Origin of the sequence: Streptomyces jumonjinensis (genome assembly GCF_009600885.1) — a bacterium.
In the GTDB taxonomy this organism is placed as follows: Bacteria; Actinomycetota; Actinomycetes; order Streptomycetales; family Streptomycetaceae; genus Streptomyces; species Streptomyces jumonjinensis.
Window position 1 is genome coordinate 19,051 of record NZ_VCLA01000086.1, and the last position, 23,494, is coordinate 42,544.

The 23,494-nt window shown below is 69.3% G+C and carries 19 protein-coding genes; 9 read left to right on the top strand and 10 right to left on the bottom strand.

Annotated features, from left to right (window positions below; translation table 11 throughout):
• Window positions 1–102 precede the first annotated feature (102 nt).
• From FF041_RS38905 to FF041_RS10415, 3 genes are all read left to right on the top strand, one after another.
• Complete coding sequence (locus FF041_RS38905; RefSeq protein WP_407698133.1) at window positions 103–630, top strand: phosphatase PAP2 family protein; 528 nt, start codon at window positions 103–105, stop codon at window positions 628–630.
• Window positions 627–1,595 carry a decaprenyl-phosphate phosphoribosyltransferase gene (locus FF041_RS10410; protein ID WP_153522305.1) on the top strand — a complete coding sequence of 323 codons (969 nt, stop codon included), beginning with the start codon at window positions 627–629 and terminating at the stop codon, window positions 1,593–1,595. The genes FF041_RS38905 and FF041_RS10410 overlap by 4 nt, the downstream gene beginning before the upstream one ends.
• Window positions 1,596–1,746: 151 nt before the next feature.
• Window positions 1,747–2,649, top strand: a complete 903-nt coding sequence (locus FF041_RS10415) for a YihY/virulence factor BrkB family protein (protein ID WP_153522307.1) — start codon at window positions 1,747–1,749, stop codon at window positions 2,647–2,649.
• A gap of 26 nt (window positions 2,650–2,675) precedes the next feature.
• Here the strand turns inward: FF041_RS10415 and FF041_RS10420 are convergent, their stop codons facing one another.
• The gene (locus FF041_RS10420; protein ID WP_323391577.1) at window positions 2,676–3,956 is read right to left on the bottom strand and encodes a D-alanyl-D-alanine carboxypeptidase family protein; all 1,281 of its coding nucleotides are present in this window, start codon (window positions 3,954–3,956) and stop codon (window positions 2,676–2,678) included.
• Window positions 3,957–4,077: 121 nt separating this feature from the next.
• On the opposite strand from FF041_RS10420, the gene FF041_RS38910 reads away from it, so the two are divergent.
• Together FF041_RS38910 and FF041_RS10425 are read left to right on the top strand one after the other, a co-directional pair.
• Entirely contained in the window at window positions 4,078–4,320 is a 243-nt protein-coding gene (locus FF041_RS38910) for an SCO4848 family membrane protein (RefSeq protein ID WP_228387055.1), read from the top strand.
• Between the two features lie 10 nt (window positions 4,321–4,330).
• Window positions 4,331–5,719: a metallophosphoesterase gene (locus tag FF041_RS10425; RefSeq protein ID WP_153522311.1), complete on the top strand. Its 1,389-nt coding sequence runs from the start codon at window positions 4,331–4,333 to the stop codon at window positions 5,717–5,719.
• Between the two features lie 88 nt (window positions 5,720–5,807).
• Here the strand turns inward: FF041_RS10425 and FF041_RS10430 are convergent, their stop codons facing one another.
• From FF041_RS10430 to FF041_RS10445, 4 genes are read right to left on the bottom strand one after another with little or no spacing between them, the layout of a single operon-like run.
• Entirely contained in the window at window positions 5,808–6,008 is a 201-nt protein-coding gene (locus tag FF041_RS10430) for a DUF397 domain-containing protein (protein WP_153522313.1), read from the bottom strand.
• Window positions 6,009–6,049: 41 nt separating this feature from the next.
• Entirely contained in the window at window positions 6,050–6,250 is a 201-nt protein-coding gene (locus FF041_RS10435; RefSeq protein WP_153522315.1) for a DUF397 domain-containing protein, read from the bottom strand.
• 42 nt (window positions 6,251–6,292) lie between these two features.
• The gene (locus tag FF041_RS10440) at window positions 6,293–6,502 is read right to left on the bottom strand and encodes a DUF397 domain-containing protein (RefSeq protein WP_323391579.1); all 210 of its coding nucleotides are present in this window, start codon (window positions 6,500–6,502) and stop codon (window positions 6,293–6,295) included.
• Complete coding sequence (locus FF041_RS10445; protein WP_153522317.1) at window positions 6,499–7,335, bottom strand: helix-turn-helix domain-containing protein; 837 nt, start codon at window positions 7,333–7,335, stop codon at window positions 6,499–6,501. Before FF041_RS10445 ends, FF041_RS10440 begins: the two co-directional genes overlap by 4 nt.
• A 209-nt stretch (window positions 7,336–7,544) precedes the next feature.
• Here FF041_RS10445 and FF041_RS10450 point away from each other — a divergent pair, with 209 nt between their 5' ends.
• Together FF041_RS10450 and FF041_RS10455 are read left to right on the top strand one after the other, a co-directional pair.
• On the top strand, window positions 7,545–7,991 hold the full coding sequence (locus FF041_RS10450) for an ATP-binding protein (RefSeq protein WP_228388129.1): 447 nt from the start codon (window positions 7,545–7,547) through the stop codon (window positions 7,989–7,991).
• 56 nt (window positions 7,992–8,047) lie between these two features.
• Window positions 8,048–8,224, top strand: a complete 177-nt coding sequence (locus FF041_RS10455; protein WP_153522319.1) for a hypothetical protein — start codon at window positions 8,048–8,050, stop codon at window positions 8,222–8,224.
• A 70-nt stretch (window positions 8,225–8,294) separates the two neighbouring features.
• On the opposite strand, the gene FF041_RS10460 is transcribed toward FF041_RS10455, so the two are convergent.
• The 4 genes from FF041_RS10460 to FF041_RS10475 all read right to left on the bottom strand — a co-directional run bounded on the left by FF041_RS10460 (window position 8,295) and on the right by FF041_RS10475 (window position 11,153).
• The gene (locus FF041_RS10460; protein ID WP_153522321.1) at window positions 8,295–9,416 is read right to left on the bottom strand and encodes a lipid II:glycine glycyltransferase FemX; all 1,122 of its coding nucleotides are present in this window, start codon (window positions 9,414–9,416) and stop codon (window positions 8,295–8,297) included.
• A gap of 146 nt (window positions 9,417–9,562) precedes the next feature.
• Complete coding sequence (locus FF041_RS10465; protein ID WP_323391581.1) at window positions 9,563–10,276, bottom strand: TetR/AcrR family transcriptional regulator; 714 nt, start codon at window positions 10,274–10,276, stop codon at window positions 9,563–9,565.
• Between the two features lie 11 nt (window positions 10,277–10,287).
• Window positions 10,288–10,734 carry a thiol-disulfide oxidoreductase DCC family protein gene (locus tag FF041_RS10470; RefSeq protein WP_153522323.1) on the bottom strand — a complete coding sequence of 149 codons (447 nt, stop codon included), beginning with the start codon at window positions 10,732–10,734 and terminating at the stop codon, window positions 10,288–10,290.
• The gene (locus FF041_RS10475; RefSeq protein WP_153522325.1) at window positions 10,731–11,153 is read right to left on the bottom strand and encodes a hypothetical protein; all 423 of its coding nucleotides are present in this window, start codon (window positions 11,151–11,153) and stop codon (window positions 10,731–10,733) included. The genes FF041_RS10470 and FF041_RS10475 overlap by 4 nt, the downstream gene beginning before the upstream one ends.
• A 137-nt stretch (window positions 11,154–11,290) precedes the next feature.
• On the opposite strand from FF041_RS10475, the gene FF041_RS10480 reads away from it, so the two are divergent.
• The gene (locus FF041_RS10480; protein WP_323391583.1) at window positions 11,291–12,043 is read left to right on the top strand and encodes an alpha/beta fold hydrolase; all 753 of its coding nucleotides are present in this window, start codon (window positions 11,291–11,293) and stop codon (window positions 12,041–12,043) included.
• A 117-nt stretch (window positions 12,044–12,160) separates the two neighbouring features.
• Here the strand turns inward: FF041_RS10480 and FF041_RS10485 are convergent, their stop codons facing one another.
• Window positions 12,161–15,736 (bottom strand): DNRLRE domain-containing protein, encoded by a 3,576-nt coding sequence (locus tag FF041_RS10485; protein WP_153522333.1) that lies wholly within the window; start codon window positions 15,734–15,736, stop codon window positions 12,161–12,163.
• A 533-nt stretch (window positions 15,737–16,269) separates the two neighbouring features.
• On the opposite strand from FF041_RS10485, the gene FF041_RS10490 reads away from it, so the two are divergent.
• Window positions 16,270–23,493: a polymorphic toxin-type HINT domain-containing protein gene (locus FF041_RS10490; RefSeq protein WP_323391585.1), complete on the top strand. Its 7,224-nt coding sequence runs from the start codon at window positions 16,270–16,272 to the stop codon at window positions 23,491–23,493.
• The last annotated feature ends 1 nt before the right edge of the window (window position 23,494 follow it).

Below are 23,494 nucleotides of genomic sequence, written 5' to 3' on the forward strand. Positions count from 1 at the left end.
CGGCCGGGGTCCGAGCCCGCGCCCGTGTCCGCGTACGTCTCCGGGCGGCCGGAGTCCGATCCGGGTCTCGTACCCGGGTACGGCCCCGGGCAGCCGGGCTCCGTGCCCGGCCTGGCGTTCGCACTCGGGAGGCCGGGGTCCGAGCCCGGCCCCGTATTTGGCTCCGTACCCGCGTACGGCTCCGGGCACCCGGAGTCCGAGCCCGCACCCGTACCCAGCCCCGCACCCGCGTACCGCCCCCGGCACCCGCATGCGCCCGGCGGCGGGAGTCCGGCGGACACCGGCCCGGCGGTCGCGGCGGGGCACCCGGGGCCGGGCCCGGGGCCGGGGCCGCGGACCAGCCGCGTCGGGGACGTACCCCAGGCGCTCGTACGGACCGCCGGGCCCTACTCCTTCCCCAGCTCCCACGCGGCCTCCGCCTCCGCCGCGGCCGTCGCCTTCGGCGCGCTCCTCCCCGCCGGACGGCGCGTCCTCGCCCCGCTCGCCGCCGCCATGTGCCTGTCCCGGCTCGTCGTCGGCGTCCACTACCCCACGGACGTCGCCGCGGGCGCCGTCCTCGGCGGGATCGCCGCGCGGATCGGCGTCCGCGGGCTGACCGGCCCCCTCCACCCCGGGAGAAGAGCGCGATGACCGAGCGCGGCGCGGCCCTGCTCGAACGGCCCGAGCGCCCCGAACGGCGACCCCGGCGGCCCGCCGGGCAGCCTCCCGGTCCCGGCGGGCTCTCCGGCGGGCTGCTCAGAACCGCCCGGCCCCGCCAGTGGGTCAAGAACTCCCTGGTCCTCGCCGCCCCCGCCGCCGCCGGAGAGCTGGGCTCCGTCCCCGCCATCGCGCGACTGGCGCTCGTCTTCGCCCTGTTCACCGCCGCCGCCTCCGCCGTCTATCTGGTCAACGACGCCCGCGACGCCGAGGCCGACCGCGCCCACCCGGTGAAGCGCCGGCGGCCCATCGCCGCCGGAGAGGTGCCCGTGCCCGTCGCCTACGCCACCGGCGCGCTGCTCGCCGCCGTGGCCGTCGTCGGCGCCGCGACCCTCTGCAACGCCATGACCGGCGCGCTGCTCACCGCCTATCTCTCGATGCAGCTCGCCTACTGCGTCTGGCTCAAGCATGTGCTCGTGGTCGACATGGCCGTGGTCACCACCGGCTTTCTGATGCGGGCCATGACCGGCGGAGTCGCGCTCGACATCCCGCTCTCCCGCTGGTTCCTGATCACCACCGGCTTCGGCGCGCTCTTCATGGTGGCGGCGAAGCGCTACTCCGAAGCCGTCCAGATGGCGGGCGGCAACGGTGCGACGCGGGCCCTGCTCAACGAGTACACCACCGGGTATCTCCGCTTCGTCTGGCAGCTCGCGGCCGGAGTCGCCGTGCTCGCCTACTGCCTGTGGGCCCTGGAGGCGGGCGGAGTGGACGAGGAGGCGCTGCTGCCCTGGCGCCAGCTGTCGATGATCGCCTTCACCCTCGCCGTGCTGCGGTACGCAGTCTTCGCCGACCGGGGCACGGCGGGCGAACCCGAGGACGTGGTGCTGGGCGACCGGCCCCTCGCCGTCATCGGCCTGGTGTGGGCCGCGATGTACGCGCTCGCGGTCGCGGGCCTGTGAGCGTACGCCCGGGGCGGCGCGTATGCCCGGGGCGGCGCGTATGCCCGGGGCGGCGCGTCCGGGGCGTACCCCCAAAGCGGCACGTACACACCGCCCCGGGCGGCGGACCCCCGCCGGTGATGGCGCGCGGCGCGGAGGGCAGGCGTACGGCATGGACTGGTTGACGAAGATCCCGGTGGTCGGGCCGCTGGCGGCCCGGCTGATGCGGACCCACGCCTGGCATTCGTACGAGACGCTGGAGAAGGCGCACTGGTCACGGCTGGCCGCCGCCATCACCTTCCTCAGCTTTCTCGCGCTCTTCCCGCTGATCACGGTCGCGGCGGCCATCGGCGCGGCCCTGCTCGGCCAGGAGCGGCTCAAGCGGCTGGAGGACCGGCTCGCCGAACAGGTCCCGGGGATCTCCGATCAGCTCGACATCGGCTCACTGGTCGCCAACGCCGGCACGGTCGGTCTGGTCGCGGGCGTGCTGCTGCTGTTCACCGGTGTGGGCTGGGTCGGCTCGATACGGGACTGTCTGCGGGCCGTATGGGGGCTGGACGACGAGGACGAGGGCAACCCCGTGGTCCGCAGGCTCAAGGACACGGTGGTGCTGTTCGGCCTGGGCGCGACCGCGCTCGCCTCCTTCGCCGCCTCGGCGCTCGGCTCCTCCGCCGTCGGGTGGTCCGCCGATCGGCTCGGCATCGACAGGGGCGGGGCCGAGGGGGTGCTGCTGACGGTCGCGGCGATCGCCGTCGCCGTGGCCGCCGACTTCCTGATCCTGCTCTATCTGCTGACGCTGCTGCCCGGGGTACGTCCGCCACGCCGCCGGCTGGTGGTCGCGGGACTGATCGGCGCGGTCGGTTTCGAACTGCTGAAGCTGCTGCTCAGCGGCTATATGCGGGAAGTGGCGTCGAAGAGCGTGTACGGGGCGTTCGGGGTGCCGATCGCGCTGCTGCTCTGGATCAACTTCACGGCGAAGCTGCTGCTGTACTGCGCGGCGTGGACGGCGACGGACCGGCCGCCGGCGGGTTCGGGGTCTGCGGTCCACGATCGACGACACCGGAACACCGGGTGACTCAGGGCCGGCGGGACGGCCAGCGGTCAGGGCCGGCGGGACGGCCAGCGGCGGTTCACCACGAACACCCCAGCCGCCAGCACCACCAGCACCCCGCCGGTGATCGCCAGAGCGGCCCCCATCCCGCCCGAAGCCCCCGCTGTGTCCTCTCTGCCCTCTGCGCCCTCTGTGCCCGCTCCGTCCTTCGCCGCCGCCACCGGCTCGGAGCCCGGGTCGTCGCTCTCCTGATGCGGCCCGGCGCCGCCCGTGTCCGCGCCCGACGTGGACCTCGGGGCCACCAGCTCCCCGACCGGGGTCACCTTCCCCGCTGCCTCGAACCCCCAGTCGAGCAGCCGTCCGGCCTCCTTGTAGACGGCGTTGTCCTCGCCGGAGTCCGGATTCATGACGGTGACGAGCAGCACCTTGCCCTTGCGCTCGGCGACGCCGGTGAAGGTCGCGCCCGCATGAGTGGTGCTGCCGTTCTTGATGCCCGCGACGCCCTTGTACGGGTCCATCCCGTAATCGCCGGTGAGCAGGCGGTTGGTGTTCTGGATCTCGAAGGTCTCCCGCTTCTCTCCCTCCCCCTCGCCGGGGAACTCCGCGCTCACCGTGGAGGCGTACTCCCGGAAGTCCTTCTTCTGCATACCGCTGCGGGCGATGAGCGTGAGGTCGTACGCCGACGAGACCTGTCCACTCGCGTCATAGCCGTCCGGTGAGACCACCTGGGTGTCGAGGGCCTGAAGCTCCTCGGCGTGCGCCTGCATGTCCGCGACGGTCTTGTCGATGCCGCCGTTCATCGCGGACAGCACATGGACGGCGTCGTTGCCGGAGCGCAGGAAGACACCGAGCCAGAGGTCGTGCACCGAGTAGCTGAGGTTCTCCTTGACGCCGACCAGGCTGCTGCCGGGGCCGACGTTCTCCAGGTCCTCCGGGGCGACCTCGTGGGTGGTCGCCTTGGGCAGCTTGGGCAGCAGGGTGTCCGCGAAGAGCATCTTGAGGGTGGACGCGGGCGGCAGCCGCCAGTGCGCGTTGTGCGACGCGAGCACGTCCCCGCTCTCCGCGTCCGCGACGATCCAGGAGCGCCCGCTGAGCTCCTCGGGCAGTACGGGAGCGCCCGCCCCCAGCCGGACCTGGGTGCCGGACCGGCCCAGCAGCGGGCCGCCGACCGTGGACATGGCGGCCGGCGGATTGGGCTGTTTGCGTGTCTTGCTCTTCGACGTGCCCTTGGGCTTGTCATCGTGTGTGGTGGCGGAGGCGGGGGCCACCAGGACGAGAGGGAGCAGCGCGGCGGCGGTGGCCGTCAGCACGGACTTCTTCAGGGCAGACACGGACGTGAAAGTACAGGGCAAAACTGAAAATATGCTTATCGGGTTGATGACTCGCCGGAGACGCCGCCAGGACGGCCCACCCCGCGACCCCCGGCCGACGGGTGCCCCGGATACTGGGTGGATGAAGCTCAGCCGCCCCGCGTCCTGGTTCCTGCTCGCCTTCGGTGTGTGGAGCTGGGTCATCTGGATCACTTTCGCTAAGAATCTCTGGCAGGACGGCAGTGGACTGGCGTTCGACGACGCGGGTGACCCGACGGCGTACTTCTGGGTCCACCTGCTGCTCGCCGTAACATCCCTGATTCTGGGGACGGTGGTCGGAGCCATCGGGTTGCGTGGGGTTCGTGCTTTGCGGCGCGAAGAATAGGGGAGCTGTCTTGATTGCGTTCGTCCTGGTTCTGATAGCGGTGATCGCTCTGCTGGCGGGGGCGCACTGGTATGTGTGGCGGAGACTCTTCCGCGACACCACGCGCGGTGCCGGGGCGGTGCGCAGGGCCGGCACGGTGGCGGTGTGGGTGCTGCCGGTGCTGTCGGTGGGAGCGCTGGTGTCGGCCCGGGCGGGAGCGCCGTTCTGGTTGCAGCAGGCGCTGGCGTGGCCGGGGTATCTCTGGCTGGTCGTGCTGCTCTATCTGGTGCTGGCGCTGCTGGCGGGGGAGGCCGTACGAGCGGTCTGGCTCCGCAAGGGGAAGTATCCCCGGGCCGCCGGGACTCCGGAATCCCCTGAGGGGCCCGGGTTCGCCCCGTCCGCCGACGACGGTACGGATGGTACGGATCGCACCACTGTGCCCTCCGCGAGCACGGCCTCGGACGGCCGGGCGCTGGGAAGCGGTACGGCGACGATGGCCGAAACTGAAGCCGAAGCCGGCGTCACGGCGCTCGCCGGTGGTGGTGCCGGTGGTGGTGCCGGTGGTGGTGCCGGTGGCGGCACCGCGACCGGCGTCTCACGGCGGCTCTTCGTCTCCCGGGCCGTCGGCGCGGGCGCCGTCGCCGCCGCCGCCGGGATCGTCGGCCACGGGACCTACGGAGTGCTGCGCGGCCCCGGGCTCAAGCGGGTCACCGTCCCCCTCGCCAAGCTGCCCCGATCCGCCCACGGCTTCCGGATCGCGGTCGTCAGCGACATCCACATCGGGCCCATCCTCGGCCGCGCCCACACCCAGCGGATCGTGGACGCCATCAACTCCGCGCAGCCCGATCTCGTCGCCGTCGTCGGCGACATGGTCGACGGCAGCGTCGCCGATCTCGGCTCCGCCGCCGAGCCTCTCGCCCAGCTGCGGGCCCGCCATGGGTCGTTCTTCGTGACCGGCAACCACGAGTACTACTCCGGCGCGGAGGAGTGGATCGACCACGTACGGGAGCTGGGCCTGGACCCCCTGGAGAACGAACGCGTCGAGATCGCCGGCGGATTCGACCTCGCCGGGGTCAACGACCTCGAAGGCGAGGCCACCGGCGCGGGCCCCGACTTCGCCAGGGCGCTCGGCGACCGCGACCCCTCCCGGGCCTCCGTGCTGATGGCCCACCAGCCCGTGGTCATCCATGACGCCGTCGACCACGGAGTGGACCTCCAGCTCTCCGGCCACACCCACGGCGGCCAGCTCTGGCCCGGCAACTACCTCGCCGAACTGGCCAACCCCACCGTCGCGGGCCTGGAGCGCTATGGCGACACCCAGCTCTATGTCACCCGGGGCGCGGGCGCGTGGGGCCCGCCGGTACGCGTCGGAGCCGAGTCGGACATCACCATCGTCCAACTCGCCTCCCGCCAGGCGTGACCGCGAGCCGGGCGGCCTCCGGAGCATGAAGAAGCCCCGTTCCCCTGAAGCTTCTTGGGGTGACGGGGCTTCTCTGCGTCTGGTGCGGCTACATGTCGGTGCTGCGGGCGAGCGCGACCAGTCCGGCGAACGCGCTGTGGGACACCATGAGAACCGGCCCGTCACTGAGCTTGCTGTCCCGGACGGGGACGACACCGGTGGCGGACGCGTGCTCCGGGGCCCACTCGACGCAGGCTCCGCCGTTGTTGCTGTAGCTGGACTTGATCCAGTTGAGGGGTTCGGTCGTCATGGGGCGCCCTTTCGTGGCGGGGCTTTTCTGCGTCTGATGCGCTACATGTTGGTGTTGCGGGCGAGTGTCACCAGTCCGGTGAACGCGTGGCCGGAGAGCATGAGGACCGGGCCGGTCGGGCGCTTGCTGTCCCGGACGGGGACGACGCCGTGAGTCGACGCGTACGTGGGGGCCCACTCGACGCAGGTACCGCCGTTGCCGCTGTATGAAGACTTGGTCCAGTTGAGGGGTTCGGTCGTCATGGGGTGCCCTTTCGTGACGAGGCTTCTGTGCGTCTGCCGCGGCTACATGTCGGTGTTGCGGGCGAGTGTCACCAGTCCGGTGAACGCGCTGTGGGACACCATGAGAACCGGCCCGTCACTGAGCTTGCTGTCCCGGACGGGGACGACACCGGTGGCGGACGCGTGCTCGGGGGCCCACTCGACACAGGAACCGCCGTTCTGAGTGCTATAGGAGGACTTGACCCAACGGAAGGAGGGTGATTCGGTCGTCACGGGGTGCCCTTTCGTGCCTGGTTGATCATGGCGACAGACTCTGCCTGAGAGGCTGCTTCAATCTGTAGCTGATGGTAGTTCCTCACCAGCGGTAGCACAGAGGTTAGTTCGCGATCCAGGTGCCCCTGAGTCTGTGACTCAACGTAGGACATCAGGGATCTGTCAGGCAGCGTCAGAAGGTGGACCAACCGAATAAAAGGCTGCCGCGCCCCCATGCTGAATGGAGCGATCTGAAGCGCAGTGCTCGGCTGCTCAGCAAACTCGATCAGCCGCGCCAACTGGGCATCCATTACGGCAGGCCCGCCGATGGGCCGACGGATACAACTCTCGTCCAGCACCACGAAGATCAGCGGCGGTGGCGTCCGGACAAGGGCGGCTTGACGCTCTATCAGGAACTCCACGCGGTCAACAGCTTGTTCGGGCGTGATGTCGCCTCGCTGTACTGCGCTATTGGCAAGCTCCTGTGCGTACTCCCGTGTCTGGAGCGGACCGGGAATGAGCCCCGATTCAAAAAACCGGATCTCTGCTGCCTGGCCCTCGCGGCTCAGGTACTCCGGGAATCCTTCCAACAGCGCGCCGCGCTTGATTTCGATGTACGCACGTTCGAACGACGCGGTGGTTCCTGCGAGCCCGAAGACCGTGTCGGCACTCAGCGAACTCCGAAGGGTCGGAGGCTTGCGACCAGTTTCCATCGCCGAGATGTGCTGACTGGAATAGCCCATCAAGTCGGCGAGATGCTCTTGCGTCCAGCCACGCCCCTCACGCGCGCCGCGTAACCGCACCCCAAAGGCGGCTACCGGTCCTTCGTCGGGGTTCAGGTCCTTGCGATTCAAGAGCGGGCACCAATCCTTCCTTCTCGACTGCCCAGTTGAAGGGCTCTCGACTCTAGGCCACTCTGAACGCCCTTGGTAGCGGAACCGTTACGGAGAGGAGTGGCCATGTCCGGCAAGAACGTTACCCCGATGCGGCAGAACCCCCCGACCGCTCACACCCCTGACGTCATACGGCACACCCACACAGGGATGAGGCGAAGGCGATGCTCATGACGACGCCCGCCTCCCCCACAGACCCCGAGCGCCACCGCCGGACCTACCCCTCAACAGTCCACGCCCCACGACTGGCCCGCGCCGACATCGCCTCGTGCCTAGACGCCTGGGGACTCGGCCACGGAACCGATGACTTGGCCCTCGTCGCGACGGAACTCGTCACCAACTCCGTCACCCACACTGAGACAGCGCAGGTCGGAGTCTCCCTCAGCCGCGTGGGGGACTCCACCGTGCGCCTCACGGTGACCGACGCGTCACGGGAGCTTCCCCCGTCATCCCCGGCAACGGCGGGCGAAGGCGACGTACACGGACGCGGACTCCTCCTGGTCGCAGCCCTCACCTCCCGCTGGGGAGCCGAGCGCCTCATCACCGGCAAACGCGTCTGGGCCGAGCTGGACATCACGCCGAAGAACCGAGATCCGTACGGCCGGCCCTCGCCGTGAGCGAAGCCGCGACTGGTACGCGAAACCGCCGCGACCACCGAGTGTGGACCTCCGGCATGTGCTGGCTCTACTGCCGACAGACCGGACCCGTTCTCTGGCTCGGATCGGTCGCCGCCGCAGGGCTGGAGACAGGGATCTACGGCTGCGAGATGTGCATAGCCGAACTGGAACACATGGTCAGGGTCGCCGTGACGGAGCGGGATGCGCGTCAGGGCTACGCGCCCACCGGGTGAGTCTTGGGTATTGGGCAGCCGGGCATCCGAGGTGTTCTCGGAGGGCCCGGCTCTGTTCCGGGGCTGTGCATCAGCGGCGGGACATGTAGAGGTCGAGGGCCTTGTGCAGGAGCTTGTTGAGAGGGAAGTCCCACTCGCCGAGGTATTCCACGGCCTGACCGCCGGTGCCGACTTTGAACCGGAGCAGGCCCAGCAGGTGGTTGCTCTCCTCCAGGGTGTCGGTGATGCCACGGAAGTCGTAGATGTTCGCGCCGAGTTCATGAGCGTCGGACATCATCCGCCACTGGATCGCGTTGTTCGGCTGGACCTCGCGCTTGCGGTTGGTGGAGGCGCCGTAGGAGTACCAGACGTGCTCACCGACGGTCAGCATCGTCGCCGCCGCGAGCACTTCGCCCTCGTGGTGGGCGAGGTAGAGGCGCATGCGGTTGGGGTCCTCGGCCGTCAGCGCGGTCCACATGCGCTGGAAGTAGCCCAGCGGGCGCGGGATGAACCGGTCGCGTTCGGCGGTCTCCACGTAGATGTGGTGGAACGCGGGCAGATCGTCGTAGCTGCCGAGGACGACCTTGACGCCTGCCTTCTCGGCCTTCTTGATGTTGCGGCGCCACTGCTGGTTGAGGCCGCGCTGGATGTCCTCCAGCGAGCGGCCGGCGAACGGGACTTGGAAGACATAGCGCGGCTGACCGGCGGCGAAGCCGTCCTCGCTGCCGGGCTCGGTCTGCTGCCAGCCCATCCGCCGAAGCCGGTCGGCGATGTCGAAGGCCCCCGGCTCGTGTGCGGTGGCCTTGGCATCACGCAGCTGTCGGGCCTGAGGGTCGGCGATCGCGGCTTTGACTGCCTCCGCGCTCCAGCGGCGGGTGACGACGGGCGGGCCCATTTTCACCGAGAAAGCGCCCTGGGCCTTGAGGTAGGCGAGCATCGGCTCCAGCCATCGCTCAAGATCCGGCGCGTCCCATTCGATGACCGGCCCTTCGGGCAGATAGGCGAGGTACCGCTTGAGCTTCGGCAACGGCCGGAACAGCACCAGCCCCACACCGACGAGACGGCCGCTGCCGTCGAACCAGCCCAGACTCTCCGCCCGCCAGTCCGGCTTCACATCCCCCCACGAGGGGACCTGCATGTGACTCGCCGAGGGCCGGGCCGCGACGAAGGCCAGGTGCTCCTCACGGGTGATCGCCTTGAGGCGGAAACTCATGTGCAGTGCTCCTTTGCTCGGCGCCTCAGCCTACTGAGGGGCACTGCCGTGCATCAGCCCCGACTGCTCCGGCTCGTCGGGGCAGACACGAGAGCCCCACCCGGACCACCCGGACCCAAGCAAGCACCCCGGGCGGGGCTCCCCGTTCATTTGGTGACGCCGCTCCGGACTTTCGGAATGACGAACTCCTGCATCAGCTCCACAGCATCGCGGACCAGAGGCCGGACCAACCGGAAGCGTGACAGCCGGACAGCACGCGCTACGAGAGGTGCGCACTTGCGCACAAAGGCGCGGGTGCGCTCGGTGTCCTCGGTATGGTCGAACACCCAGTAGAGAACCACGCCCATGAGGTATAGCCACAGCAGGTCAGGAAGAAGCTCGGCCAGCTCCGAGTCCAGCTTCGGGCCCACCTGTGACCCTTCGAGTACGTCACGGAAGATCTGGATCACTTCCGCGCGGGCGGGGTATGACTCGTCTGAGAAGGGGCTCAGCGGGCTGTCAGGGTCAGCGGCTGTGCTGAAGAACTGGGCCGCGAACTCGTGGTAGGGCTTCGCGCAGTCCACCCACGCCATGACGGCGATCTCAAGCCGCTCCCCGAAATCTTCTGCTCCTTGAAGGCGTTCACCTGTCACTGTGGCGTGCTCGTGGGACATTCGATCGTAGAAGCCCGTGATCAGAGAGGCTTTCGAGTCGAAGTAGTAGTACGCGTTCCCCACCGATACCCCCGCCTCTTTGGCGATGGCCCGCATCGTGGTCTTGTCGTAACCACGCTCCTGGAACAGCCGGAGGGCTGTTTCGAGAATGAGCGTGCGGGTCTGCTCGCTCTTGGGGGCGCTCCTGGGAGCCTGCACGTCAGTCACGGTGTCCGAGCCTAACGGGGGATCTCGCACCGGTCGTCGCAGGGCGGCCCGGCGGCGGGGTCCGCCGTGCCCGCCGGCCGGTCCGCCGTCGCCTCGCGGTACTTGGCCGCCGCGAGCATGGTGACCCGGACGAACGGGGCTCCGGCCGGGGTGGCGAGCCAGTACGCCTTCGGCCGGTGCTCGGCCAGCGCCCAGAGGCAGACGATCCAGGCGGCGGTTCCGCCGAAGATCTGCCCCTGGTCCCCGATGACGGTGATCTCCCGCAGGGTGCGGCTGTGATCGAGCCCGGGGTAGAGCCGCTCCGCCTCGGCCGACCCGGCGGGCACCAGGCTCAGAGGGACGAGCTGGGGCTGACGGATCAGCCAGGCCCGCAGATGGGCGCAGAGGGGGCAGTTCGCGTCGTAGAGGACGGTCAGCCGGCGGACGGGGACGCCGCCGCCCCGGCGGCGGGCGGTCATGAGACGGTCGGCGGAGTCTTGTCGAGCCGGCCCGCCCAGCCCTGCGGGTCCACCGGGGGGACCGTCTCGCGCTCCAGCGCGCCGCGTCGGCGCATCCTGTTGAGGACGAAGACATTGCACAGGTGCAGCACGCCGAGCACGAGCAGGACCACACCGAGCTTCACGGAGAGCGCGTCGAACAGCTCGCGGGTGTCGTCGACGGTCTCGGCGACCCGGAGGTAGAGGGCGACGAAGCCGAGGTTCACCAGATAGAAGCCGACGACGAGCAGATGGTTCACGGCGTCGGCGAGCTTCTCGTTCCCCTGGGTCACATCGGAGAGGAAAATCCGCCCATTACGGCTCAGGGTGCGCGCCACCCAGACGGTCAGCGCCACGCTGATCAGCAGATATATGACGTAGGCCGCCACATTGAGATCCATGTCCCGCACTCCTTGAACGCGTTCAAAAAGCCTGTCACGGACGACGGTAGACCTGTTTTTGAACATGTTCAAGGAGGGAGGGGCATGCTCCGGATAAGGAGGGGCGGGTGGGGCGGATGTGACCTACCCTCGCCCGAGTGACACTTGCTTACGACATCACCGGCACGGGCCCCACGGCCGTACTCCTCCACTCCACCGTCTGCGACCGGCGGATGTGGGACCCGCAGCGGCAGGCTCTCGCGGACAGCGGACTGAGGGTGGTGCGCTGCGACTTCAGGGGGTACGGCGAGACGCCCGCCGGGGACGCCCCCTACCGCGACGCCGACGATGTGCTCGACCTGCTGGACGCCCTGGGAGTCGAACAGGCCGCGCTGGTGGGCGCGTCGTACGGCGGCCGTGCCGCCCTGGCGCTGGCGGCCCGCGCCCCGCACCGGGTGTCCGCGCTCGCGCTGCTCTGCCCCGCACTGCCCGGCGAGGAGCCGAGCGCCCGCCTGACGGAGTACGACCGGCGCGAGACGGAGCTGTTCGAGGCCGAGGACTTCGCGGGCGCGGCCCAGCTGAACGCCGAGGTCTGGCTGGGGCCCGAGGCGGACGCCGCGACCCGCGCCGCCGTGGCGGAGATGCAGCTGAACGCGTTCCGGCGGCAACTGGCGGCGACCGAGGAGCACGACGGAGCCGAGGACATCGACATATCGGCCCTCGCGGCGGTCCACGCCCCGGCCCTGGCCGTCTCCGGCGCCCACGACATGCCGGACTTCCGCGCCCCGGCGGCCCGCCTGCCGGAGCTCCTACCCCGCGCCGTCCACCGCGAACTGCCGTGGGCGGGCCATCTGCCCTCGCTGGAGCGCCCATCGGAGATCACCGGGCTGCTGACGGATTTCCTCCACTGAGGAACCCGCCCGCCGCCCCGCACCGGGACAGCGGGCGGAGGCGACCGGGCGCGATACAACGAACAGCGTCGCCCCCGGGCCGATGGGCTGGGGGCGCCGCTGTCGGCGACGGACGCGTCAGCCGATGGCGATCCGTGTCTTCCAGTAGCTCGTCGGCCCGATGATCTCCGAGCCGGATCCCGTCAGCGCGGTCTTGCCGCCCGCGTGGAAGCGGAGGGAGCCGTCGGAGCGCACGGCCCAGATGTCGGGGACGGAGTCCCCGTTGGCGTCCGGGGTGCCCATCAGCATCGGCACGCTCGCCCGCGACCAGCCCGACGCCCCGTACTCGGCGTCGACCCCGCCCGCCGAGCCCGCCGCACTCGCCAGGGAGTCCAGGTCGACCCCGCCGCCGGCGGCCTTGATGCCCTTGCGGAGCAGCAGCCGGTGGGTGTTCTCGGTCCGGTAGACCAGATCCGCGACGCCGTCCCCGGACACGTCCTGGACGGTGACGATGTCCCGCTCCTTCCAGGGAGTGGAGGACAGGCGCCTCGCCTCGTCGAAGACGCCGCCCCGGTAGCCGGTGAAGGCCCAGAGCTCGTCTCCGACGAGCGCGAACAGATCGGTCTGGGCGTCGTCGGTGATGTCGCCCGCCGCCACGATCTGAGTGAACGACGCCGGGCTGGGCGCGTTGTCCGGCAGCCGGATCTCCCGCCGCTTGTCGATGTTGACCGCGCCGTAGCCGTCACCGGGGTAGACCCAGAGCCTGCCGCCGACCCGCACCAGCAGATCCTGGAGGCCGTCGCCGCCGTAGACGTCTCCGTTGTGGGTGATCAGCGAGCCCTTGAAGTGGCCCGGGGAGGCACTCGCGAACGGCGGCAGATCGTCGCCGTTGGGGTCCTTGTCGGGGTTGGCCCGGTAGGCGCCGGACATCGAGTAGTCGAGGTCGCCGCTGCCCCTGGTGAGGTCCCTGACGGCCTGCGAGGGATAGAGGGAGAGATTTCCGCCCTCGGTGACCGTCATTAGATCCGGCAGATCGTCTCCGGTGAAGTCCCCGGGGGAGTCGGACTGGTCGCGCGGGGTGACATAGAAGAGGTACTTGGTCGGCTGGGAGACATTGCCCGCGCCGTCCACGACCCGGACATAGAGCACATTGGGGCCGGCGGTGGGAGGCTTGGCTCCGTCGATCTTGCCGGGATAAGCAGTGGGAAGTCCGGCGAAACGGGGCACCTCCCCGGTGTAATTGGCCGAGTTGAAGCCGTACTCGTACCGCACCACATCGGTGTTGCGTGCACGGATGATGAAATCTCCGGGAGTGCCGAACTTCTTGGCACTCCATTTGGCGTCCTCGGCTTCATTGCCGAAGCCGTTCTCGTTCTCGTCGGCGTTGGGGAAGTCGATGGACTCCACCACGGGCGGCTTGGGCTCCTTCAGATCCAGCACGAACCGGCACGGCGTCCCCGTGGGGGCATAGGCGGAGGAGGAGCTGGCGTCGTCCAGAGCCCGTACCCGCCAGGAGTACAGCGTGCCGTCCTTGAGCCTGCTGGTGGGAAACCCGGAGGTGGTGCCCAGGGCGACATCGCGGTCCATCCCGCTGATGTCCACCTTTCCGGTGGAGTTCAGCAGATCGCCCGAGGTGTTCCACGCTCCGGTCGGCCAGAGGTCGAAGTCGAAGAAGTCCAGATTCTTGTCCTTGTCGGACACCCGGGCGGTGAAGGTCAGTTCGTCCGAACCCATGCGGACGTACGGCTCCGTGGTGGTGCACTTGGCGTCCGGGCCGAGATCAAGCGAGGTGGGGGTGTTCGGCTTGCGGTTGTAGATCACCTCCAGCCTCGGCGCGTACTCGCCGTTGGCCCGGAACTTCTTCCATGCGTACTGCGAGTCCTCATCGCGTGCGCGCAGCCCGAAGGTGATGCTGTCGGCGCCCTTGTCTGCCCGCTTCTGCGCGGCCTTCCGCACATCGAACTTCACGAATTCATCGCGGCATCCGGAGTTGTATCCCAGCGCGAAGCTCTGAGTGGTGATCTTGTTCCCGTCGTGCAGCTCCGGGGCGTTCTTCCAGTTGGTGCGGGAGCTGATGGCGCTGGTGAGATGGACGCTCATCGAACGGGGGCTACAGGACCAGGAGTAGGTCGACAGAAGGCGCAGATTCGCCTCCTTGATCTTGGTGCCCTTCAGATCCTTGTCGAAGCCGATGTTGAAGAACGACCGTGAGGTGCCCCAGGAGTCCGACTCGAATCCCACCCGGGCCTCGTGGGTGCCGCCCTTGTTGAAGCCCTTGCCGTTGTAGAAGGTCGCCTTGGGATGGCGGTCGTAGGCGGTGGTCCAGTTCTGCGTCGCCTCCTTGACCGACGGGTCGATGAAGACCGGGTAGACCGTCGCCGGGTCGGCGAGGAAGTCCTGATCGGGGGTGAGCGTCCAGGTGAATCCGTTCAGATCGGCCTCGACCAGCTCACCGCGGGAATCGGGCGACGGGCCGTCGAGCGAGGGCAGACCGAGGGTGGCCGCCGAACCGGTCTGCGAGGGAGCGGGCGTGGGCTCCGCCGGTGCGGAGGGCAGCGGCTCCGGCGCCCGGGTGGGCTCGGGGCCGTCCGAGGCGGACGGGAGCGCTTCGGGGGACGGGTCGGTCTGCTCGTCCGACTCGATCGGCTCCTCGCCGGGGCCGGGGCTGGTGTCCGTGGTGGGGGTGGGGCTGCCGGTGTCCACGGGGTCGGGCGTCTCGGGGGCGGTGGGCTGGGAGGTGGCCCCCACCGTTCCGTCGGTGATGGCCGGGGAGCCGCTGTTGTCCCACATCAGCGGGGTGGGGGAGTAGGCGACTCCCTCGCCGTCGGCGTTCTCCGCACCGAGTACGCCCGTCTCGGGGTCGAGACGGAACGAGAGGTCGGGCGAGTCGATGCCGTAGGCCAGCTGCTGGACGCGTGGATCGGCCGCCGCCTGGCGGTTCTTCACCACGAGCAGGGGGGCGAATCCGTCGTTGTCGGCGGTGAGGACCAGGTCCGCGCCCGGGAGTATCTCGGGATACAGGGCCCGGGAGCCGTCGATGACGGGTGCCGGCACCGGGCCGGGCCAGGTGAGCTGGATGGTGTGGGTGCCCACCTGGAGGCTCGCCAGGGGTGTTCTGGGCTCGTTCGCGGCTTTGGTGGTCCCGGTGACTCTGGTCGTCCTGGTGGCTCTGGTGGCTCTGGTGGTCCTGGTGGTCCCGGCGGCTTCGGCGGTCTCGATGACCCGGCGCGGCTGGGCGCGGGAAGCCCGCTCTCCGGCCCCCTTCCCGCCCTTCCCGCCCTTCCCGCTCCTCCCGGCCTTCTCGGCCTGCGAACCGGCGGAAAATATCATCCGGTTCCCCGTGGCCCTGGGCTCCCAGCCCTCCCCGGTCCGGCGGAGCGTGGTGTCGATGCTCTTCCACTCGCCGTCCACCTTGGCCCGGATCGGGGACGCGTACAGCTCCTTGGAGAGAAGGCCGCCTGGCCTGGCCCAGGTGGTGGAGCGTTCCGTGCGCAGAGAGACGACCTCGACGGGCTTGTCCGTCTCGGCCGCCCGGGTGATCGCCTCCGCCTCGGTGAGGGGGGCGCCGGACCGCCGCTCGGGCGTGCTCTCCGCCCGGGTTCCGGGTTCGTCCGGCTGGAGACCGGCGTAGGTGATGCCGGTCGCGGCGACGGCCGCGACCAGCAGGGCCGCAGTCGTTCGGCGGCCGGGCAGGCGACGCCAGTTGCGCGTCATCGGACGATTCCCCTTCCCCCTGGGATCCGTCGCGCCCTGCGGCGCGGCCGGAGCTGGACGCCGGCCATGGCACACCGGATCACCCCGATCCGGAAAAGGGCATGGCGAGGCGAGCTGATGATGACCCATCGCTGTTCTCCCGTCACTCAAGTGCGCACGGGAGCGCGGGAACCGGGACGGCGGCCGGCGCGTTCCGATGAGTGCGCGGCGAGGGCGCCCGTTCCCGTGTTCGCTCAGCGAACCACGGGATGAAGCGCGCAAAAGCGCCTTTTAGTGGCCCGCGTATGCGAACTTTCTCCTGTCGATGGGCTATTGAGCCGAAGATCGCAATCGGCGACTTGGCGCGATAGGCGAGGAAGCGGGCCTTCCGGTTGTTACGGTGCGTTGCGATACGTTACGTCTTGTGATGATCATCACAGAGCGCGCCCCTACTCTGGCGTAGCTTCACGGACTGGTCACAGAATCTCCGTCATCTGATACGCCATCACGCGTGGTCCGCCCGGTCCCGCACTGACTGGTCGGGGGACCTCGCCGTGCTCGGTCGACTTCTGTCTGCTCGCTCCGCCCGTGTCCGCCAGTCAGTCGTCACCGGCGTCGGCACGGCCCTGCTGGTGAGCCTGCTGCCGACGACGGCACTGGCGCTGCCGCCCAGCCCCACCGCGGCGGAGACCGGGCGGGAGACGCTCGACCTGGAGAGCCTCAGCCGTGAGCGACCGGTCTCCGGGCAGACCCTCGAAAGACATCTCCGCAGCCTGAAGGTCGACATACCCGACGACCAGGAACGGCCCCCCGCGGGAACGGCCACCCCGCCCGCACCCGCCTCCGGGCAGATCACCTTCCCTGCCTCGGGAAGTCCCGCCTCGGGAAGCCCGGCCGCGTCCCGCGCCGCGGGCGCGGACGGTCAGCCGGCCGCGGCACCGGTGGGCACCCTGCCGGTGAGACTCGGCCAGGCCGAGGGGCTTCCCGCGCCCACCGGCACCTGGACCGCCCGCGTCCATGACCGCGCCCTGCCCGTGGGCCAGGGCGTGGACGGGGCCGTGATCTCGGTGGACGCGCCCACCGCCGACGCGGGGCCGCTCTCGGTCACCCTGGACTACGCCGAGTTCAAGAACCTCTATGGAGCCGACTGGGGCTCCCGGCTCCGTTTCGTCCAGTTCCCGGACTGCTATCTGACCACGCCCGACGACGAGGCGTGCCAGGCGTACGAGGAACTGGAGACGGTCAACGACACCGCGACGGAGACCATCACCGCCACGGTCGACCCGGCCGCCGACGGCACGGCGACCCCGGCCGGCGCCACGCTCCGGGAGGAAGGGCCCGCCGCACGCGCCGCGGCTGCCGCCGCCGGAGGCAGCGCGGTGCTCGGCGCGGTCGACTCCGGTGCCGGAGCGGGCGGTTCGTTCAAGGCGACCCCGCTCGTCTCCTCCGGCACCTGGGCGGCGGGCGGCTCATCGGGCGCGTTCACCTGGGCGTATCCGCTGACCGTTCCGGCTCCGCCGGCCGGGCCCGCCCCGGAGGTCTCCTTCGCCTACAACTCCCAGACCGTGGACGGGCGCACGGCGGTCACCTCCCCGCAGGCGTCCTGGATCGGCGAGGGCTGGAGCTACGACCCCGGCCATATCGAGCGCCGCTACCGCTCCTGCGAGGACGACCACAAGACGCTCGGCTCCCGCACTCCCAACAACACGGCCAAGAAGGACAAGACGTCCGACCTGTGCTGGGTCTCGGACAACGCCGTGATGTCCCTCCGGGGGAGGACCGTCGAACTGGTGCAGGACACCGATGCCACCGTCCCGGCCGGCACCAAGCTGTTCCGCCCGCAGCAGGACGACGGCACCCGGGTCGAGCTGAAGACCGGCGGCACCAACGCCGATGACAACGGCGAGCACTGGATCGTCACCACACCAGACGGTGCCAAGCACTACTACGGTCTCAACAAGGTCGGCGGGGGCCGTGCCGACACGGACTCCGTCTCGACTGTCCCCGTCTTCGGCAATCACCCCGGCGAGCCCTGCTACGAGCCGTCCTTCGCCGACTCCCGCTGTGGAGCGGGCAAGCAGCAGGCATGGCGCTGGGGCCTGGACAAGGTGGTGGACGTCCACGACAACGCCATGGTGATCGACTGGCGCCAGGCGTCCAACTATTACGCGGTGCGGAAGAAGCACAAGACGCCCGAGAAGTACGACCGTGCCGCCTACCCGGATCTGATCGAGTACGGCATGCGGGCGTCCGATCTCACCAAGCCGTCCGCGCGGGTCGATCTCGTCTCCGCCCAGCGCTGTCTGGCCAAGGGCACTGCCTGCGACGGCGCCAACTTCGACAAGACCGCCGACCCGGGCGCGTACCGGCCCTGGTGGGACACCCCCGGCAGCCTCAACTGCAAGGCCACCTCGAAGCTGTGCTCGTCGTTCCCCTCCTTCTGGACCCGGATGCGGCTCTCGGAGATCGTCACCGAGGCGCAGCGGCCCGGCTCCACCGCCCTCCAGAAGGTGGACTCGTACAAGCTCCACCAGTCCTTCCCCTCGAAGTGGTACGACACCTCTCCCGGCCTCTGGCTGAACGCCATCACCCGTACCGGCTACGGACCGGGTGACACCACCGGCACCCTCCAGCACGCGGACGGCGTCAGCTTCGCCCACTACACCGTGGGCTCCCAGTCCCCGCTGAGGAAGCGCCTCAGGGACCGGCAGCTGCCGAATCTGGTGCCGCGTAACGCGAACGACCCGCGCCCCGCCTTCACCCGCCCCCGCATCGGCGCCGTCGCCACCGAGCACGGCGGCGACATCGAAGTGGAGTACACCGGCGGCTGCGCGGTGGAACCGGCCACGGATCAGGGGAAGGACAACACCACCTGCTATCCGGTCCGCTGGTCGCCGGACGGCGACGACAAGAAGCCGGCCAAGGCGTGGTTCAACAAGTACGTCGTCGACTCCGTCACCGAGACCGACAAGGTCACTACCCACGGCACTCCCGTCAGAACGTCATACGGTTACTCCGCGCCCGCCTGGGCCAAGAGCGAGGACGAGTTCACCCGCTCCTCCCTGCGGACCCACAGCGACTGGCGCGGCTACCGGCGGGGCTCCGTCACCAAGGGCAGCAAGGTCACCACGGGGGAAGGCAGCCCGCAGCCCCAGTCGTACTCCGTCAGCCGCTACTTCCGGGGAACGGGCGGCGAGGTGATGGACTCCACCGGCACCGAGGTGCTGGTCGCCGACGACGCGCCGCAGTACGCGGGAACCCCGGCCGAGACCATCACCTACGACGGCACCGGCGGCCGGGTGCTCAAGCGGACCCTCAACCGCCCCTGGTCCCGGCAGACCGCGAAGCGCGTGCGGGAGGTCGAGGAAGGGGCCGATCCCAGCTCGCTGCTGGCCCACCGCACGGGCATCGAGCGGACCGATGCCATCCAGACGGTGGGCACCGGCTGGCGGGCGGTGCGCACGGTCACCACGGTCGACCCCGTCTACGGGCTGCCGCTCACCGTCGAGAGCGCCGTGGTCAAACCCACCGGCACCGGCACCGAGCTCTCCGATCACAAGTGCGTCGAGGCCTCCTATGTCCACAACACCTCGCGCTGGCTGATCGGCCTGCCCAAGGAGAGGCGCACCACCGCCACGAGCTGCGCGGGCCGGGACCGCGCCGATGCGGCGACCGAGGTCATCGAGGCCGAACGGATCGGTTACGACGGACAGGGGTACGGCGCCGATCCCGACAAGGGCCTCGTCACCAGCCTGACCGAGACCGACGGCGACGGGACGCGCTACACGGTCGAGACCACCACGTCGTACGACCCGCTCGGCCGGGTCCGCAAGGTCACCCAGCCCGGGGGCGGGACCACGGAGACCCAGTACACGCCGGGTGACGCGGGCGGCCCGCTCACCTCCACCAAGATGATCAACCCGCTCGGGCACACCTCGACGACGACCTACGACCCGGGCCGGAGCCTGCCGCTCACGGTCACCGACGCCAACGGCCGGGTGACGCGGTCCGAGTACGACGCCCTCGGACGGCTGGTGAAGGGCTGGACCCCGTCGCGCGCCGGGAAGTCGGCGGTCGTCGAGATCCGCTACCAGCCCGCCATCGCCACCGAGGACGAGACCCGTCCGCCGGCCGTCACCACCAGAACCCTCAAGGACGACGGCTCCTACAGCAGCCAGGTCTCGCTCTACGACGGTCTGGGGCGGCTGGTCCAGACCCAGGCCGAGGCCCATGGCCCCGGCCGGATCGTCACGGACACCACCTACAACGACCACGGCCTGGTGGCGAAGCAGACCAGCGGCTATCTGGCGCAGGGCGACCCCGTGCCCGAGCTGTTCGAGGTGCGCTCGCCGACGCAGGTGCCGCGCTCGACCACGACCCAGTACGACGGCCTCGAACGGCCGGTCCGCCAGATCACCAACCACGGCCGGAGCGCCAGGTTCGAGACCCGTACCAGCTACGGGGACACCCACACCACGGTCGACCCGCCCGGCGAGTCCACTCCGGCGATCCGCACCGAGACGGACGCCCTGGGCCGGGTCACGTCGGTCGAGCACTACACCAGCACTGACCGGAGCGGTTCGCGCACCACGACCTACGGCTACGACAAGCGCGGCAACCGCGACGAGGTCAACGCCCCGGCGGGCAGCGTCTGGTCGTACAAGCACAACGCCCGCGGCTTGGTGTACGAGACCCGGGACCCCGACACCGGAACCTCGACGACCCGGTACGACTCGGCCGACCGGCCCGTCGAGGTGACCAACGGCCGTCTTCAGACGATCCACACGGCGTACGACCTGCTCGGCCGGGTCACCTCGGTACGCGAGGGGGACGCGACCAAGCCGGTCAAGGAGTACACCTACGACTCGCTGTCCGGCGCGGTGGGCAAGCCCGTCGCCACCATCCGGAACACCGCGTCCGGCTCCTACGTCAACCGGGTCACCGGCTACGACACGGACTACCGGCCCACCGGCCGCGAGACCGTGATCCCCGACAGCTCGATCACCAAGGGCGTCTCCGGCACGTACAAGTACGGGTACGGCTACACCTCGACGGGCAAGCCGGAGAGCGTCACCCTGCCCGCCAAGGGCGGCCTCCAGGCCGAGAAGGTCATCACCCGCTACAACGAGGACGGCCTGGCCGAGACCACCTCCGGCCATGCCTGGTACACCACCGACATCACCTACTCGCCCTTCGGCGAGGTCCTGCGGTCAGTCTCGGGCGCCCAGCCCTACCGGGTGTGGACCACCAACTTCATCGACCAGCACTCCGGCAGCCTTCAGCGCTCCGTCGTGGACCGGGAGACCTCGGGCCCGCACCGGATCTCCGACAGTTACTACTCCTACGACACGGCCGGCCTGATCTCCTCCAGCGCCCGCAGGCTCACCGACGCCGCCGGGTCCACCTGGGACAACCAGTGCTTCACCTATGACGTGATGGGCGAGCTGGCCCATGCCTGGACGTCCAGCATCGCCCCGGCCCAGAACGGCACCGGCTGCAAGTCGGCGAACGGAACGGTCTGGGGCCATCGCAGCGACGCGGCCCCCTCCGGCGGCCCGGTGGCCGCCGCCCCCGACGCCCAGACGGACGCCACCGCCCCGGACCCCTCCCTGACGGCGGGCCTGGCCGCGAACGCGCCCTTCGCCGGAACGGTCTCCACCGGCGCCGCGTCCTACCGCCAGTCCTTCACCTACGACTGGCTCGGCAACCGCGCCACGATGACCGAGCACGACCCGGCCGACTCCGCGAACACCGCGAAGTACACCTACGCCTACGGCAAACAGGCGGGCAACGGCACCAACCCCACGGCCACCGTCCAGCCCCACACGCTGACTTCCGTCGCCTCCACCCCGGCGGGCCGCGAGAGCAGCTACGGCTACGACGCCACGGGTAACACCGAGACCCGGGACTTCCCCGGCGCCGACCGGGACCAGACACTGACCTGGACCGCCGAGAACAGGGTCGACACGGTCACCGAGAACGGCGTCAGGATCACCTACGTCTATGACGCCGAGGGCAACCGCGTCCTGGAGAACTCACCGTCCGGCTCCACGCTCTATCTGGGCGAAACCGAGCTGACGACCGACGCCAAGGGCGTGATCGTCCGGGCCTCCCGCTCCTACGGCCAGCCCGGCGCGCCCACGGTCGTCCGCACGGCCGAGAACGGGGCCACCAGCGGCCACAAGCGCAATGTGATGCTCGCCGACCATCTGGGCACGGCCAACACCGCCGTCGAGGTCCACAGCGGCCAGTCCGTCACCCGCCGCGCCTACAAGCCCTTCGGCGAACTCCGCGGCACCAAGCCCGCCCAGTGGCCCAACAAGCGCGGTTACCTCGGCGTGGGCATCGACGACTCCACCGGCCTGACCCATATCGGAGCCCGCGAATACGACCAGACCGCAGGCCGTTTCATCTCGGCGGACCCACTGATCGACATCGGCGACCCACTCCAGATGAACGGGTACGCGTACAGCAACAACAGCCCGATCAGCAAGAGCGATCCGTCGGGGCTGGCGTATATGTACGAGCCGAGCAGCGGGAAAGCGACCAACGGTGAACTGCGGGCTGTTTACTATCAGATAAACAGAGACAAGGGGATGAATTCCCACGATGCCATGAATAAGGCGTGGGACGACTGGCGGGCCAGGCATGCTCCTCCTTCTCAGGTGAACAAAAAATATGTCTCCATTTATCCGGGCCTGAGCATAGCTGCGGATTACCCGGGGGCGAAGAAATATATCAAGTTCATCCGCAAGGATGCGATAGAGCGAAAGCTCTGGTACAACGGTCCGGATCCCGAGCTGCCTTCCTATGAAAAGGATCTGTCCGGGCTTCAGATGAGGGCCTGTCATGAGACCGGCGTCTGCCCGGGAGGAAAGGCTCAGATTTTCGCGAAGTTCTTTGCCCAGAGCATGTTCTTCGGTGTCGGCATGGGCCGGGCAGCACGCCCCGGCGGCAAGTCGAAGGGCAGTCCCTGCGGTTCAGCCAGCAGCTTTACGCCCGGCACCAAGGTCCTGATGGCGGATGGCACGAAGAAGCCGATCGAGGACGTCAAGGTCGGCGAGAAGGTCCTGGCGACCGATCCCGAAACCGGTGAGACGGCGGCCAAGGCCGTCACGGCGGAGATCACCAGCAACGGTTCCAAGGACCTGGTGAGGATCACCCTCGACCTCGACGGTTCCGACGGCAAGCGCGCCACCTCGATCACCGCCACGGACGCCCACCCGTTCTGGGTCCCGGAGTTGAGCGCCTGGATCGACGCGACCGACCTCCAGGCCGGCCAACTCCTCCAGACCGGCGGCGGCACCCGCGTCCAGATCACCGCGGTCAAGCGCTGGACGCAGCAGGCGAGGGTCTACAACCTGACCGTCGCGGATATTCACACGTACTATGTGCTGGCAGGCGCGACACCGATCCTCGTTCACAATGCAGATTGTGGTTCTACTCCTGCCTACGACCTCACTCGGCCTGGACCGTATGCAGCTGAATCGATACCTGCACGATCTCAGTCGCAGCGCTTCACGAAAGCCGAGAAGGATGAGATCAATCGGATCGGAGACTGGTTTGGCTGCCATAGCTGCGGGGCGTCCTCGCCGGGGCGTCCAAACTGGACTCCGGATCATCAGCCGGTCTCCAGGTTTGTTCGCCCTGGGGCGTCGCAGCGGCTGTACCCGCACTGCGGGCCCTGCTCCAACCGTCAGGGAGGGCTCGTGGGGCACATGCCGGCTGACGGTGGAGTCCCAAACCTTTCGCGATCTCGTGGAATTCCTGAGGAGTGAA